This window comes from Rhizobium binxianense, from assembly GCF_028994275.1.
GTDB classification, from domain to species: domain Bacteria; phylum Pseudomonadota; class Alphaproteobacteria; order Rhizobiales; family Rhizobiaceae; genus Rhizobium; species Rhizobium binxianense.
Window position 1 is genome coordinate 1,403,428 of record NZ_CP118713.1, and the last position, 14,382, is coordinate 1,417,809.

Annotated in this window: 11 protein-coding genes and 1 pseudogene; 3 read left to right on the forward strand and 9 right to left on the reverse strand. The window is 59.7% G+C overall.

The window, feature by feature from the left end:
- Positions 1-3 precede the first annotated feature (3 nt).
- Positions 4-474, reverse strand: a complete 471-nt coding sequence (locus PO860_RS07020; RefSeq protein WP_273881957.1) for an MEKHLA domain-containing protein — start codon at positions 472-474, stop codon at positions 4-6.
- A 392-nt stretch (positions 475-866) separates the two neighbouring features.
- On the opposite strand from PO860_RS07020, the pseudogene PO860_RS07025 reads away from it, so the two are divergent.
- Together PO860_RS07025 and PO860_RS07030 are read left to right on the forward strand one after the other, a co-directional pair.
- Positions 867-1,120, forward strand: a pseudogene (locus PO860_RS07025) (hypothetical protein); the annotation flags it as partial.
- Between the two features lie 93 nt (positions 1,121-1,213).
- Positions 1,214-2,482, forward strand: a complete 1,269-nt coding sequence (locus tag PO860_RS07030; RefSeq protein ID WP_273881956.1) for a patatin-like phospholipase family protein — start codon at positions 1,214-1,216, stop codon at positions 2,480-2,482.
- A 69-nt stretch (positions 2,483-2,551) separates the two neighbouring features.
- On the opposite strand, the gene PO860_RS07035 is transcribed toward PO860_RS07030, so the two are convergent.
- The 8 genes from PO860_RS07035 to PO860_RS07070 form a co-directional block, all read right to left on the reverse strand.
- Positions 2,552-3,088, reverse strand: a complete 537-nt coding sequence (locus tag PO860_RS07035) for a SixA phosphatase family protein (protein WP_273881955.1) — start codon at positions 3,086-3,088, stop codon at positions 2,552-2,554.
- Between the two features lie 601 nt (positions 3,089-3,689).
- Positions 3,690-4,823, reverse strand: a complete 1,134-nt coding sequence (locus PO860_RS07040; protein WP_273881954.1) for a nucleotidyltransferase-like protein — start codon at positions 4,821-4,823, stop codon at positions 3,690-3,692.
- A gap of 10 nt (positions 4,824-4,833) precedes the next feature.
- A complete protein-coding gene (locus PO860_RS07045) occupies positions 4,834-5,460 on the reverse strand; it encodes a Cap15 family cyclic dinucleotide receptor domain-containing protein (protein WP_273885245.1) in 627 nt (208 codons plus the stop codon).
- A 222-nt stretch (positions 5,461-5,682) separates the two neighbouring features.
- Positions 5,683-9,498: a vitamin B12-dependent ribonucleotide reductase gene (locus PO860_RS07050; protein WP_273885246.1), complete on the reverse strand. Its 3,816-nt coding sequence runs from the start codon at positions 9,496-9,498 to the stop codon at positions 5,683-5,685.
- 589 nt (positions 9,499-10,087) lie between these two features.
- Positions 10,088-10,678: a hypothetical protein gene (locus PO860_RS07055; protein WP_275035350.1), complete on the reverse strand. Its 591-nt coding sequence runs from the start codon at positions 10,676-10,678 to the stop codon at positions 10,088-10,090.
- Positions 10,679-10,870: 192 nt separating this feature from the next.
- Positions 10,871-11,365 carry a xanthine phosphoribosyltransferase gene (gene gpt, locus PO860_RS07060; protein ID WP_183607630.1) on the reverse strand — a complete coding sequence of 165 codons (495 nt, stop codon included), beginning with the start codon at positions 11,363-11,365 and terminating at the stop codon, positions 10,871-10,873.
- Positions 11,366-11,566: 201 nt separating this feature from the next.
- Complete coding sequence (locus PO860_RS07065) at positions 11,567-12,409, reverse strand: universal stress protein (protein ID WP_273881891.1); 843 nt, start codon at positions 12,407-12,409, stop codon at positions 11,567-11,569.
- Positions 12,410-12,516: 107 nt separating this feature from the next.
- Complete coding sequence (locus PO860_RS07070) at positions 12,517-13,293, reverse strand: competence/damage-inducible protein A (RefSeq protein WP_183607628.1); 777 nt, start codon at positions 13,291-13,293, stop codon at positions 12,517-12,519.
- Between the two features lie 262 nt (positions 13,294-13,555).
- On the opposite strand from PO860_RS07070, the gene wrbA reads away from it, so the two are divergent.
- A complete protein-coding gene (gene wrbA, locus PO860_RS07075) occupies positions 13,556-14,152 on the forward strand; it encodes an NAD(P)H:quinone oxidoreductase type IV (RefSeq protein ID WP_097594658.1) in 597 nt (198 codons plus the stop codon).
- Positions 14,153-14,382 lie beyond the last annotated feature (230 nt).

A 14,382-nucleotide genomic window follows, 5' to 3' on the forward strand; every position in this document is an offset into this window, starting at 1 on the left:
AAACTACGCGTCCCGCCATGAAGAGAATATCGCAGCCTGGCCCAATCGCTTGCCCGCTTCATCGATGAGCTGCCAGACGGTCACATCCTCGATCCAGAAACGGCGCCCCGATTTCGCGATCCTTAGACCGCGCGCATTGTCGACAAAACCATCGCGCGTGACGGCGTCCAGCAGCCGCTGGCGCTCGGCGCGATCAGGCTGCTCGGCCGAAAGCCGCGACGGCAGCGCGGTAAATTCATCCCAGCTATATTCGAAGCAGTTCTGCGCGGTGCGGTTGGCGTAGATGAAGCGCGGATCAGGCGCGGTATTGTGAGCAAGGACCACGAAAGGTGCGTCGTTGTAGAGCCAGTTCGGCCCTTGCCCGTCCTGGACAAGACGACGGCCGGTGATGCGCAGATAGCTTCCGGCAAGGAGGGAGAAAAAATCGGCATCGCTCCTCAGATCGAGGGCGTGATTGTCATAGGCAAAAGTCACGAAGTGCCTCGTTGGTCGAATGCTTGGATGCAGGTGACATAGCCGATATTCATTGCACGCGTCTATGATGCCTTGTGAACCGTGATCCTCCCCGGCGAGGACCGTCGTTTACCGTATTCATCACTTCTGATTGTGCCGCTTGCCAGAAGATCGCCCCTTGTGCATTGATCGGATACTGCAGGCGTCGGTATCAACATTCTCTGCGAAGCTATTGTTCTTCTGACCGTAATCGGCGTCGGCGGTCGCCGATGAGGTCCGGCTTCACGGGCAGGTGATTTCATCATCCGGCTATACAGAGCTGCCAAGCTATGCTGCGAATGACGACAGGAGAAATACAGGTGCTCGAGGGCTGGGTCAGAAGGCGCAAATTCGTCTCGTTCATATCACTGCTGACCGGAAGGGTGCTCGCCACGGACAAGGGGCCAAGGCGCCGGATCGGTTGATCCATCAGTGGACAGGACTGGACGACATCTGCCGCACGAGTGTCGATCGCACTGGACCCGAAACGCTGCGGGCATGCAGACGGCGCGACGAACTCGGTCCGCTGCTCAATCGCGCCGACTGGTGCTATGGCGAAAGGGACGAAGCCGAAATAAACTGGGAGTGGCACAAATGCGATGCCAACTCCCGGAAGTACGCAGAGTAGATATTGCCGGTCCGCAGGCAATGACCGCAAAGTTCGGCAGCTTGCCTGAAGGAAGAGATCGGTGAAAACTCATCTTCCTGAGTGAGGCCGAGCATGTCGGAAGACGAGCATGCCCCATCGAATGCCGTCTCTTCGGGATCCGACGATCCCGAGAAGCCGGCGGAGCGTTATAAACTCGGCCTCTGCCTTTCGGGCGGTGGCTATCGGGCCATGCTTTTCCATGCGGGATCGCTTGCGAGGCTCAACGAGGCCGGTCTTCTGGCGAAGCTCGATATGATCTCGTCGGTCTCGGGGGGATCCATCGCCTCCGGCCTGCTCGCCTATATCTGGCCGCGGCTGGTGTTCAAGAACGAGGTCGCCGTCAATTTCAAGACGGAATACCTGGATCGCATTCTCGCCCTCAGTCAGGTATTCGCGGATGGGCCGAGCTTCCTGAAGGGCGTGTTCAATCCCTTCTCAAGCGCGGCCGAGGAAGCCGCCAAACTATACGAGCGGCATCTGTTCGATGGACGATCGCCAAGCCTGCGCGATCTTCCGAGATCGCCTTGGTTCGTATTTTGCGCCAGCAATCTCAGCACCGGTTCGCTCTTCCGGATGTCAAACCGCTATATCGCGGATTACCGGATCGGCGTGTCGTTCCATCCGACACTTTCGCTCGCGACCGCGGTCGCCGCTTCGGCCGCATTTCCGCCAGTGCTGTCGCCGCTGCGATTGGACCTGTCGCAGTTTTCCTGGAAGAGGGAAAAACTCGATGATACCGTTGGCGAACCCGTTGCTCCGGGCAGGGCGATATTAAGCGACGGCGGCGTCTACGACAATCACGGCATCGAGCCGGCGCTGAAACGCTGCGACTGCCTGCTCGTCAGCGATGCCGGCGCGCCTTGGCGCTCCTCGACCCGCGGATACTGGAACTATCTCTCCCAGCTGAAGCGCGTTCTCGATACGACAGACAATCAGGTGCGGTCGTTGCGGCGCCGAGACCTGATTAGCGGCTTCAGGGCTGCAAAACAGGCCGATATGCTTGGCCTCGACGATCTCGCGAAATCGGCGCTGCGCGCAAGAACCCATGGCGTTTATTGGTCGATCGACAGCAAGGACGCCGAACTCAAACCCTACGCCTCTTACACGCTGCCGCCGTCATCGGTCGTTCCCTCCGAGATCGGCACCTACCTCCATTTCGTCGGCGCGAAAGAGACGGAGCACCTGACGAATTGGGGGCACTATGTCTGCGATGCTATGCTCAACCGGTTCTATCAACCGCTGCTGGCGCCGTCCTCCGGCCCGCCGTTGGCATCCGGGACGGTGAAACCCTCCTGGGCGGCGAGGGCGAGCAAGCGCCTGTTCGACATTCTGCCGTTTTGACGAGAGCCGGAGGTGCCGGGCTACACGACCGTGCGCCACGTCTGCCAATTCAACCGGAAAGTGGCCTTATTATTCCAAGGATCGGGGGGTTACGAACCGCTCGAGATAACCGGTACCTGCCGCGATCTCGTCCCATCCGTCGAGATCGAGGTCAATGACGGCAAGCCCCGCTGTCGGGAACTTCTTCCGCATGCGTCCCACGGCATCGGCATTGCCGTCCGCTACGATAAGCGAGGCCGCATTCTCCATGCCGGGATTGTGGCCGACGATGAGCAGCGTGCGAATGCCAGGTTCGACGGCTCGGATCACATCGAGGATGCGCTCCCCCGACACCTCGTAGATATCCGCCGCTTCGCGTTCGGGGATCTTTTTCGAAAGGGCCCCGCGGACAAGCTTCCAGGTTTCCTGCGCCCGGCGGGCCGGCGAGACGAGGGCTAAATCGGGGATCAGCTTTTCGCGCCTCATATAGGTGCCGATAACGGGTGCTGCCTTGCGCCCGCGATCCGCCAATGGCCGTTCATAGTCGGACACACCGTCGGGCCAGGCGGATTTGGCGTGGCGCAGAAGGATGAGGCGGTGTTTCGGCAGCATGGAGTTCAGCGTCATTTATCGCGAGGCCGATGTCGTCGGTTCGTTTCGTGTTGACTCCTGGAGCATGAGGCGCCTCCGATATTGCTCGCAAACTAGGCGGATGTCACGGCAGCCGCGGATTTCGGCGGTGGCGGTGTTCAATCGAACCTGAAACGCGTCTTGTCCGAAGCGGAAATCAAGCTCAACCTTTAAGACGAAACTCTGGACCTCGTCCTGAGTTTCGTCCTGCTAGGAGAACCGCAGGAGGTCTTCGCGGAGGCATCACCTGTTTCTATACGCCAGATCGCAGGCTGATCTCCTGAGGCTCAGACTGTTATCTGGATTTCACTGCCGAATAGGCTTGATCTGCCGCAATCGGACTGACCGCTCTGGCACGAAGCTGCCGCCCCCGTCATGACGGCAGTCTTCGAATCGGCATAAAAATCCTGGTCAAGGTACGATAGGAACAGCGCTCACACTAAACCCGAATCTTTTTTACCACCTTTCGCAGATACGTGCGCCTCGCGGCAGGCGGCTCGACGTGCTCTATCAGCTCCTGCAACTGACTCTCCTACCGCCGCATTCAGGAAACCCAGTGGCAGGTTGGCGTCCTGAGCCCTCGGCTGCTTGTCCCAGATTAGCCCGGTACGTAGGTTTCACGAAGTGCTTTGCGGGTATCAAGAATGGTTGCCTGCGGCGAGATCCGCAGCAAGGGACTTTGCTCTTTGGCAACCTCCTTTGCGAGTTCATCCATCTCATAGGAGAGGGTTCTCAGGCCTTGGTACTTGTCGTCGTTATCGAAGATACGTCTCGACCCGTCCGGAGCCATCAATGACTTTGCTTTGGCTTCGTCGTGATATAGCTCATCAAGAAAACGCTGAGTTTCGGCAAGTACTGCGAGCTCATTCACAATGCCCGCCTGAAAACCTGCCGAGTCAGCATGATACATCGCGGCAGCTATATCGAAGCTCGGGAAGTTGATCTTCCTTCCTTCCTCGATCGCGTCGTTCTTGACGTTCTTGCAGAGACGTATCGCTTTTTTTAGCCCACCAAAGACGGACTTATCCCGTTCGTTGATCCGATAAATGTGAAGGAACGGAAGGTTGCCGATTGTCTTCGGGACTTTTCTGTCAAGGATTGTCACGCCGCGGTCGCGTTCAAGTCTTGATACCTGATATTCAGCCGTGTCGTGCCAGTGCGATGGCACAACGTCGACCGGACGCGCGAGCGAGCCTCCAGACATAGCAATGGCTTTGCCGCCGGAGGTGTCGACAGTTGCTGCAGGAAATTTGTCCTTCAGGATCCGTTCCGACTGCGTCCGCAGATTTCCCAGCACTGAAAGGGACGTTCGCTCCGTCGGCGAGCGATACTGCCCACCCAGGCTCATCACTCCTCTGGTGTCATAAGTGTAAAAATCAGTTTCAAGTGCTAGGAGATCAACATCGCTCACGCCTCGAATGTGGACGTCAAGGGGTACTGACCCCTGGATCCCCAGCTCGATCGGAATGCCAAGGGCTTGGAGGTTGCTAAGCAACTGCCTCCCGACCCGTTCGGCGGTCTCAATGCTGATGCGAGTGTAATCCGGATCGACTGCCTGCATCGCTCCCAGGCAGTAGCGAGTGTACGGCTGATCTTTTGCGCGCTTCTGCCAAGCCTCATCAATTCGGCTCTTTGCCAAAACTTCCGCAGCGGCGTCCATTGTGAGCCGATGTGCGCGGTCGATGCCACTTCGCCTGGTACGGAGCTGATCCAGTCGCTTATTGATATTCATTGCCATCGCTTCAGAGCCTTTCCAGCGACATCTTGCCGAATGTGTATCTTCCGTGACCGTTGAAGTACTCGCCGTTCCCCCTCCTGAGATCGGGATCGAAGAGTATTTCTGAGAAGCCCCTGTGGGCACTGAGATCAGACTGATCGATGTTCGGCTCGTTGCGGTAGTTATAGAATAGCCGCCAACCGTCGGCCTCGTCCTTGATCAACGCAGCGCTCCTGCTATTCGACGCGGACGTGGCCGTCTTGAGCCGAACACGGATTTTGTCCCAGGTTTGGATGATGACGATTTCGCCGCTCCAGTCGAACGACGGATTTGAGCTCGTCGCCATTGTAGTTCCAGTGCAGCTCCAAGAGCCTGCAAGATCCGGGATCTGCAGAAGGCTGTTGATGAACTTCCACCTCCAAGCGTAGCGATTGAGTATCCAACTGAGTACTGTGAAGACTGTCCCGGCTCCCACGAAGGAGAGAAAACTGGGCGGTATGCTCGCAGCGATGCCGAGCCGTTGCGCCAGATCCACCGACGACAAAAGGAGGAACACAATGAAGCCGGATACGGCGGCAGATATCAGGGCTAGGTACTGGCCAATCTTGAGACGGCTGACCCCTCCTAAAAGCGTATACTCGTGCTCAAGCATGTAAGCTGTCCATCGGATTGAGCCGGTGGCAGGTTGGCTGAGGATCCAACTATGCCGCTTGGGTCTTGATTTGTTCCTTTTGGCATTTTCCGGGCACTGGAAAGTGCCCGGACTTGTCACTAAATGCGTTGGCCAATCCTCTGACCGAGAATGGCCAGTTTTAAGAGGTTTTGGCCAAAACTAGGGTCGGTTTCGCAGGTCTGCCCTGACTTATTCCCAAAATCAGCTGCACCCGCTCGTCGCACCGCATGTGTCGCACTTTTCGCAGGTGCCGTTCCGCACCATCGTGAAGTTCTGGCACTCCGAGCACATGTTGCCGGTATAGCCCTGCATGATCGAGCGCTGGCGGCGTTCGGCTTCGACCTTCTTGGCTTCGGTCTTCGCCGTTGCCGCGTCGGCTGCCGCCTTGTCGGAGAAGAGGGCGGTGGCGTCGCTGGCGATTTCCTCGAGTACCTCTTCGGCGATTTCCTCGGCCAATTCCTTGGCGCGCTCCTCGTAATCGCGCTTGAAGGCGACGATTTCGGAGGTGGAGACGGCAACCGTCGGTTCCAGCTTGCGGGCAGCGGCACCTGCAAATGCTGTTACCGTGCCGGTGGAGGCGGCTCGGGCAGGGGCTGCGGTGGCAGCACCCTTGGGTTCGCCGGCCTGGCGTTCACCGCCAGTGCCGGAGACGAGCGTCGGCTTGTAGCCGCGGGTCCAGCCGGTGGAGAGCAGGTTGGTCTTGCCTTCCTGGATGCCCTTGCCGAGGGCGGTGTTCGAGAAGTCCGACGTATCGACATGCGCGAGATCGTGACGGCCGAGATAGGAAACAGCAAGCTCGCGGAAGACATAGTCGAGGATCGAGGTGGCGTTCTTGATCGCATCATTGCCGATGACCATGCCGGCCGGCTCGAACTTGGTGAAGGTGAAGGCCTCGACATATTCCTCGAGCGGCACGCCGTACTGCAGGCCGAGCGAGATGGCGATGGCGAAATTGTTCATCATCGCCCGGAAGGCAGCGCCTTCCTTGTGCATGTCGATGAAGATCTCGCCGAGGCGGCCGTCGCCGAATTCGCCGGTGCGGAGATAGACCTTGTGTCCGCCGACGGCGGCCTTCTGGGTATAGCCCTGGCGGCGGTTCGGCAGCTTCTCGCGTTCGCGCGAAACCCGTTCGATCACCCGCTCGATGATCTTCTCGGTGATGGTGACGGCCTGGGCGGCGACCGGCGCCTGCAGCAGTTCCTCCAGCGCATCCTCCTCGTTCTCGTCTTCGATCAGCGAGGCGTTGAGCGGCTGCGACAGCTTCGAGCCGTCGCGATAGAGCGCATTGGCCTTGAGGCCAAGCTTCCAGGAGAGCAGGTAGGCGTTCTTGCAATCCTCGACGGTCGCCTCGTTCGGCATGTTGATCGTCTTGGAAATCGCACCCGAGATGAAGGGCTGGGCCGCCGCCATCATGCGGATATGGCTTTCCACGGAGAGGTAGCGCTTGCCGATCTTGCCGCAGGGATTGGCGCAATCGAAGACCGGCAGGTGCTCGGCCTTGAGGAAGGGCGCGCCTTCCAGCGTCATCGCACCGCAGACATGGATGTTGGCGGCTTCGATGTCCTTCTTCGAGAAGCCGATATGGTCGAGCAGGCTGAAGCTCATGTCGGCCAACTGTTCGTCGGAAACCTTCAGCGTGTCCTTGAGGAAGTCGGCGCCGAGCGTCCACTGGTTGAAGACGAACTTGATGTCGAAGGCGCTCTTCAGCGCGGCGTTGACGGCTTCGACCTTCTCGTCGGTGAAGCCCTTGGCCCTCAGCGTCGATGGGTTGACCGACGGTGCCTGGTTCAGGTTGCCGTGGCCGACGGCATAGGCCTCGATCTCGGCGATCTGGCTTTCCGAATAGCCGAGCGTGCGCAGCGCGTCGGGTACGGCGCGGTTGATGATCTTGAAGTAGCCGCCGCCGGCGAGCTTCTTGAACTTGACGAGGGCGAAGTCGGGCTCGATGCCGGTGGTGTCGCAATCCATGACGAGCCCGATCGTGCCGGTGGGCGCGATCACCGAGACCTGGGCATTGCGATAGCCGTGCTGTTCGCCGAGCTCGAGCGCCTTGTCCCAGGCCGATTTGGCGTGGGCGACGAGATCCTGGTCGGGGTTTTCCGAATGGATCAGCGCGACCGGGTTGATCGACAGGGCCTCATAGCCTGAGGTTTCGCCATGGGCGGCCCGGCGATGGTTGCGAATGACCTTGAGCATGCTCTCGCGGTTCGGCGCGAAATTCGGGAACGGCCCGAGCTCGGCAGCCATTTCGGCCGAGGTCGCATAGCAGATGCCGGTCATGATCGCGGTCAGCGACCCGGCGATGGCGCGAGCCTCGGTAGAGTCGTAGGGAATGCCCGACGACATCAGCAGGCCGCCGATATTGGCATATCCGAGGCCGAGCGTGCGGTATTCGTAGGAGAGTTCGGCAATGCGCTTCGACGGGAACTGCGCCATCATCACCGAGACTTCGAGCACGACGGTCCACAGGCGGACGGCATGTTCGTAATCGGCGATATTGATGCGCTTGGTGGCCTTGTCCTTGAACTGCAGGAGGTTCAGCGAGGCAAGGTTGCAGGCCGTGTCGTCGAGGAACATGTATTCCGAGCACGGGTTCGAGCCGCGGATCGGGCCGCCGGCCGGCGAGGTGTGCCAGTCGTTCATCGTCGTGTTGAAGTGGATGCCCGGATCGGCCGAGGCCCAGGCGGCATAGGAAATCGTTTCCCAGAGATCGCGTGCCTTCAGCGTCTTCATCACCCGGCCGTCCTTGCGGGCGGTCAGGTTCCAATCGCCGTCATTTTCGACGGCGCGCAGGAAGTCGTCCTTGATCGAGACGGAGTTGTTGGAGTTCTGGCCCGAGACCGTCAGGTAGGCTTCCGAATCCCAATCCGTGTCGTAGGTCTTGAATTGCAGATCCTTGTAGCCCTGGCGGGCGAACTGGATGACGCGCTGGACGTAGTTCTCGGGAACCTGATCCTTCTTGGCGGCGCGGATTTCGCGCTTCAGGGCAGGGTTCTTGGCCGGGTCGAAGCAATCGCCGTTATCGCCGCCTTCGCAGTTGAAGCAGGCCTTCATGATCGCCTTCAGATGCTTGGCGACCACTTTCGAGCCGGTGACGAGGGCCGCCACCTTCTGTTCTTCCTTGACCTTCCAGTTGATGTATTCCTCGATATCGGGATGGTCGATATCGACGACCACCATCTTGGCGGCGCGGCGCGTCGTGCCGCCCGACTTGATGGCGCCGGCGGCGCGGTCGCCGATCTTCAGGAAGCTCATCAGGCCGGAGGAGCGGCCGCCGCCGGAAAGCTTTTCACCTTCGCCGCGCAGCATCGAGAAGTTGGAGCCGGTGCCGGAGCCGTACTTGAACAGGCGGGCTTCACGCACCCAAAGATCCATGATGCCGCCTTCGTTGACGAGATCGTCCTCGACCGACTGGATGAAGCAGGCATGCGGCTGCGGGTGTTCGTAGGCCGACTTGGACTTGGTCAGCTTGCCGGTGAAGGGATCGACGTAGAAATGGCCCTGGCCGGGACCGTCGATGCCGTAGGCCCAGTGCAGGCCGGTGTTGAACCACTGCGGCGAGTTCGGGGCGACGCGCTGGGTGGCGAGCATATAGGCAAGCTCGTCCTTGAAGGCGGCAGCATCTTCTTCGGAGGAGAAATAGCCACCCTTCCAGCCCCAATAAGTCCAGGTACCGGCAAGACGGTCGAAGACCTGGCGCGCATCGATTTCGGAGCCGGTCTGTTCGTCCTTCGGCAGGGCCTTCAGTGCAGCATCGTCGGGAACGGAGCGCCACAGGAAGGAGGGAACGTCGTTTTCCTCGACCTTCTTCAGCCGAGTGGGAACGCCGGCCTTGCGGAAATACTTCTGCGCCAGAACGTCGGTCGCGACCTGGGAGAACTGCGCGGGAACATCGATGTTCTCGAGGCGGAACACGATCGAACCATCGGGGTTCTTGATCTCGCTCGTCGCCTTGCGGAATTCGATATCCGCATAGGCGCCTTGGCCGGCCTTCGTGAAACGACGTTCGATGCGCATGGTCTTGACCTCGTGTTGGCGCCCGGTCCCCGCGACCGGGGCGCAAAATTCCTATCCGGCGGCACTTTGTCGTGGTGCAGCCAGCCTCGTTTCCGTATTGTCACAGGGGTGTCATCCGGAGATGACCTTCCTGTATCTTGTGGTGATGGTGGCTGCAAACACTAAATATAGTATTAACAGCTTATTATCGCCAGTCCCGACGTCACTTTTTTTGGAGGCTGAAAATCGCGCAGAAATCCTGTCAGGCCTGCGACCGATTCCGGTCCATCACCCTGATTCCGCGTCCAATTTTTCAAAAGGAAACCGGGCTCGTTACCTCCGGTCCTGTCGCCGCCGCAACATCAGGGACAGTAAGTTTGAAACAGGTGATTCCGTCAAGGGCTGGATCTTAATTGATTGCTAACCACAACATCTTGTGGATGCGCCTGTGAAGATTGGGGAAAGCCGGGGAGTGCTGAAAATACAATGGCTTGCGGGCGTTGCCGGCTAAGGAAAATGCCGGAACGGCAAAAAAGCGTCCCGCGGCAAATCTTGTGATGGCATTTCCGCCGCAAATCGGCATAGCGATTCGCCCTGCTGCTAGCGCCCGTCAGAGCGCGTCGATGGCGATGGTGACGATGGCGACGCCGATCGGCCTGTCCTCTTCGTCCAGGACGACGAAGCTCGCCTGCGTTTCGAGCATCTGGGTGGATTCGTTGCGTTCGGCCCGGTCGATGAAGATCTCGCGGGAGCCGTTTGCGAAGGTTCTGAGGTATTTCTCCTCATCACCCTGCCAATAGTCAGCGGTGATGCTGCTTTGCCCGACGTTCAGCCCGTGGCTGTCGGTCACGAAAAATTCGAGGATCGCGCCCTGTGAGGCGTCCTGCCTGGTTTTCAGATAGTGCGACACGGATTTGTCGAGCAGCAGCTTGACCATGTGCAGATGGTGCTGATCGATCTCCGACCGGTAGGTCTTGTCGAGCACCCGCATGTCCATCTCGCTGACATCGCCGAATACCGCGTTTTGCTCGGCAATGGCTTTCAGCACCAGCGGTGTCTCCACCATCGGCCGGATCCGCGTCTCCAGGTAGTCGCGCACCAGAGGAATATAGGCAGGCTCGGCGCGGCCAGGCGTGAGGGGAAACAGACATGCCGCCAGCCCGACGGTCACAACCGCTCCTCTATGCCCCCACCGCGCCATTTTGGTTCCCTATCATCGTATCGCTCGTTGCACGCCTTAGGCGCAGCCTGCCGCGATTCGCAGCCGTCGAGTTTATGAGAGGAAGATAAAATAGATGTGCGGATTCCGAGCGGATTCGAGAATCCCCGCCGACAAAATCTGGAACAATTTCAAGTCGTAAACGCGAAGCTCGCGCGTTGTGGTCGGTGGCGATCAGCCTGCGCTCTTGGCGATCGGCTCCTGGTAGGTGAAGCCCATGTCCCAAGGGAAATAGATCCAGGTGTCCTGGCTCACCTCGGTGATGAAGGTATCGACGGTCGGAACGCCCTTCGGCTTGGCATAGACACAGGCGAAATGCGCCCGCGGCAGCATGGTGCGCACCTGGACGGCGGTCTTGCCGGTATCGGTCAGATCGTCGACGACGAGCACGCCTTCGCCGCCATTTTCCTGAAGTTCGGGGGCGATCCCCTTGAGCAGCACCATGTCGCCCTGGTTCACATAATCATGATAGGAGGCGACGCAGACGGTCTCGATCAGCCGGATGTTCAGTTCGCGCGAGATGATCGCGGCCGGGACGAGGCCGCCGCGGGTGATGCAGACGATCGCCTTGAAGGTCTGGTCGAGGCCGGCAAGCCGCCAGGCAAGGGCGCGCGCATCGCGGTGGAACTGATCCCAGGAAACGGGAAAGGCTTTATCGGGAAGGGACATCGGGCTGCTCCGCGGCATGAAAAAACAACACGCCGTTGGCCGGCGACCGGATGGACTTGGAGCGGCGATCGGCAAAACGAGAAATCGCGCAGCCGGAACTGCGCGAGATCGCGAGCTGTGCCGAGGCTCGAAGCTGTCATCGGTCGCCGCAATTAACGGAATTTGCCGGCAAAAGGCAAGAGCGCCGATGATCGCGGCAAGTCAACGCGACAACAGCGTCAGCGCCGTCATCGATTGCAGCAAGGTCTTCGTCGTGCCGCCGAAAATCATCTGCCAGAGCCAGGAATGCGTAGAGGCGCCCATGACGAGAAGATCGATACTGTCGTCGGAAAGCCGGTTCTCGATGGCATGCGAGGTGCTCTTGTCTACACTCTGGGCTGTGGCAAGCGTCGTCTTCACGCCGTGGCGGGCCAGTGTGGCGGCGATCTCGGCGCCTGCCGTCAGCGGCGATTGCAGCGCCGTGTCGGCCGGATCGACCGAGAAGATCTCCACCTCCTCGGCCGCCTTGAGGATCGGCAGCGCATCGAAGGTGGCGCGGGCCACCTCTTTCGAGCCGTTCCAGGCGATCAGCACGCGCTTGATCGGCTTCGGCTGGCGGATGATATAGGGGATTATCAGCACCGGCCGGCCGGTTTCGAAGAGGAAGGTGTCGACGTCGACATGGCTGTCGGAAGCTCTGGCCGGGTCGGCCTGCGAGGCGATCAGCAGATCGGCGCTGCGGGCGCTTTCGATCAGCGGCGCCGAGCCGTAACCGGTTGACGTGGTAAAGCTGCGCCATTCGGAAGAGGTGCCCGATGCATCCGCTTTCGCCCGGAAGATCCGCTCCACCGCAACCGTTTCGCTGTGCGCCATGTCCTGCAGCGCCTGCACGGCGACCGGATCGGGAATTTCCATCGGCGCCACCAGCGGTACGGCGGAGATGGTTTCGGCATGCAGGCCGATCACATGGGCGCCGTTTTCAGCGGCGAGGGCAAAGGCGAAATCGGCAACCGCAGCACTATTGTCTGATGTATCGAGAATGGCGAGAATGGTTTTGTAAGACATATCAATTCTCCTTGCGCTGAAATGGCTGCCGCGAGGGAAGGAATGCAGCGGACCGTTCTCAAGTTCCTTGATGGGGATCAAGGATGGCCTCCGTTCCGGCGTTTCCCTCAAGCCTCGGCGGAATGGTTTTCGGCGACCTCTTTCCGCCGGCGGATGGCGTCGATCATCGCCTGCACCTCGGCCCCGGCCGCCTCGATGACCGCCTGCGAGCGGCCGCGCACGACGATCTCGGTCGAGAATTTCTGGCCGATATAGCGCGGGTAGGAACCGATGCTGGTTTCGGGATGCGCTTTCTGGATCGCGGTCAGCGGCGTGCCGATTTCGCCTTCGCCGTAAGGGCAGGCGATGGCAAGCGAAAGCACCGGCGTGCCGGTTCGAAGCGTCGGCAGCACATTGTCGACCATCGCCTGGAAAACCTGCGGCACGCCGGCCATGACATGGACATTGCCGATGATGAAGCCTGGCGCCGTGGAAACCGGATTGGCGATATGGGTAGCACCGCGCGGCATGCGCGCCATGCGCTGGCGCGCCTCGGTGAACTCCATCTCGCGGCGCCGGTACATATCAGCCAGCAGCGCCATTGCCGTTTCGTCATATTCGCAGGGCACGCCGAATGCCTTGGAGATGGCATCGGCGGTAATGTCGTCATGCGTCGGCCCGATACCGCCCGAGGTGAAGACATAGTCGTATTTGCCGCGAAGCGCGTTCAGCGCCTCGACGATCGCCTCTTCCTCGTCGGCGACAATGCGCACCTCCTTGAGGTCGATGCCGGAAAGGGTGAGCAGATCGGCGAGGTGGCCGATATTCTTGTCCTTGGTGCGGCCGGAAAGAAGTTCGTCGCCGATGGCGAGCATGGCGGCGGTGACGACGATGGTATGGCTCATGGGATGTTCCGTGATGTGAAGCTGGTGAATAGGTAGTCCCGTTCGATCGCTTTGCAAACAGCCGGAGCATGATGCCGCACAGTGCCAGCGGTTATCGGACGGCATCATCTGCGTCCATTTTGCTGAAATGAAAAGGCAAGTGAATTTTCATCTACATCAGTTGAACACTGCGTCCTTGAGGGGAGGGCTTTGTTCAACCAGGCGCGCTGATAGAAATCCTTCGGTCACGAAATTCAACCCCCTGTTTCAAGGAAGATAGAAGATGGCGAAGGTTCTCGTCCTTTATTATTCGGCTTACGGCCATATCGAAACCATGGCCTATGCCGTCGCCGAAGGCGCGAAGTCGGCCGGTGCCGAGGTCACCGTGAAGCGCGTTCCGGAACTGGTTCCGGAAGACGTCGCCAAGGCTTCCTACTACAAGGTCGATCAGGCCGCTCCGATCGCCACCGTCGACGAACTCGCGGATTATGACGCGATCATCGTCGGCGCCGGCACCCGCTTCGGAACGGTCGCATCGCAGATGCGCAATTTCTGGGATCAGACGGGTGGCCTCTGGTTCGCCGGCAAACTGGTCGGCAAGATCGGTTCGGTGTTCACCTCTTCGGCCACCCAGCACGGCGGCCAGGAATCGACCATTCTCGGCTTCATCCCCACCTTCCTGCACCAGGGCATGGTCGTTGCCGGCCTTCCCTATGCCTTCCAGGGCCAGATGGGCACCGAGGAAGTCAAGGGCGGCTCGCCCTACGGCGCCTCCACCATCACCAACGGCGACGGCTCGCGCCAGCCTTCCGAGATCGAGCTGGAAGGCGCGAAATACCAGGGCGCCCATGTTGCAAAGCTTGCCGCCAAGCTCGCTTGATCCTTGACGCCGGAATAATGAGGTGCGGCGGGCATGAGGCCTGCCGCGCCTTTTCCGTTTTCAAACGCAATTTCTAAGCGTCGCGACTCTTCCATCGCTGATTGCGCAAGATATTTAAAACGCCGCAAGAGGGTGTGGCAAATCTGATGGACACAAGCAACCCGGAGTCCGGAGGGGAGCACCACATCTCTCGGATTGCAACGGTACGGTTTCCAAGCTATGGCGGGTCC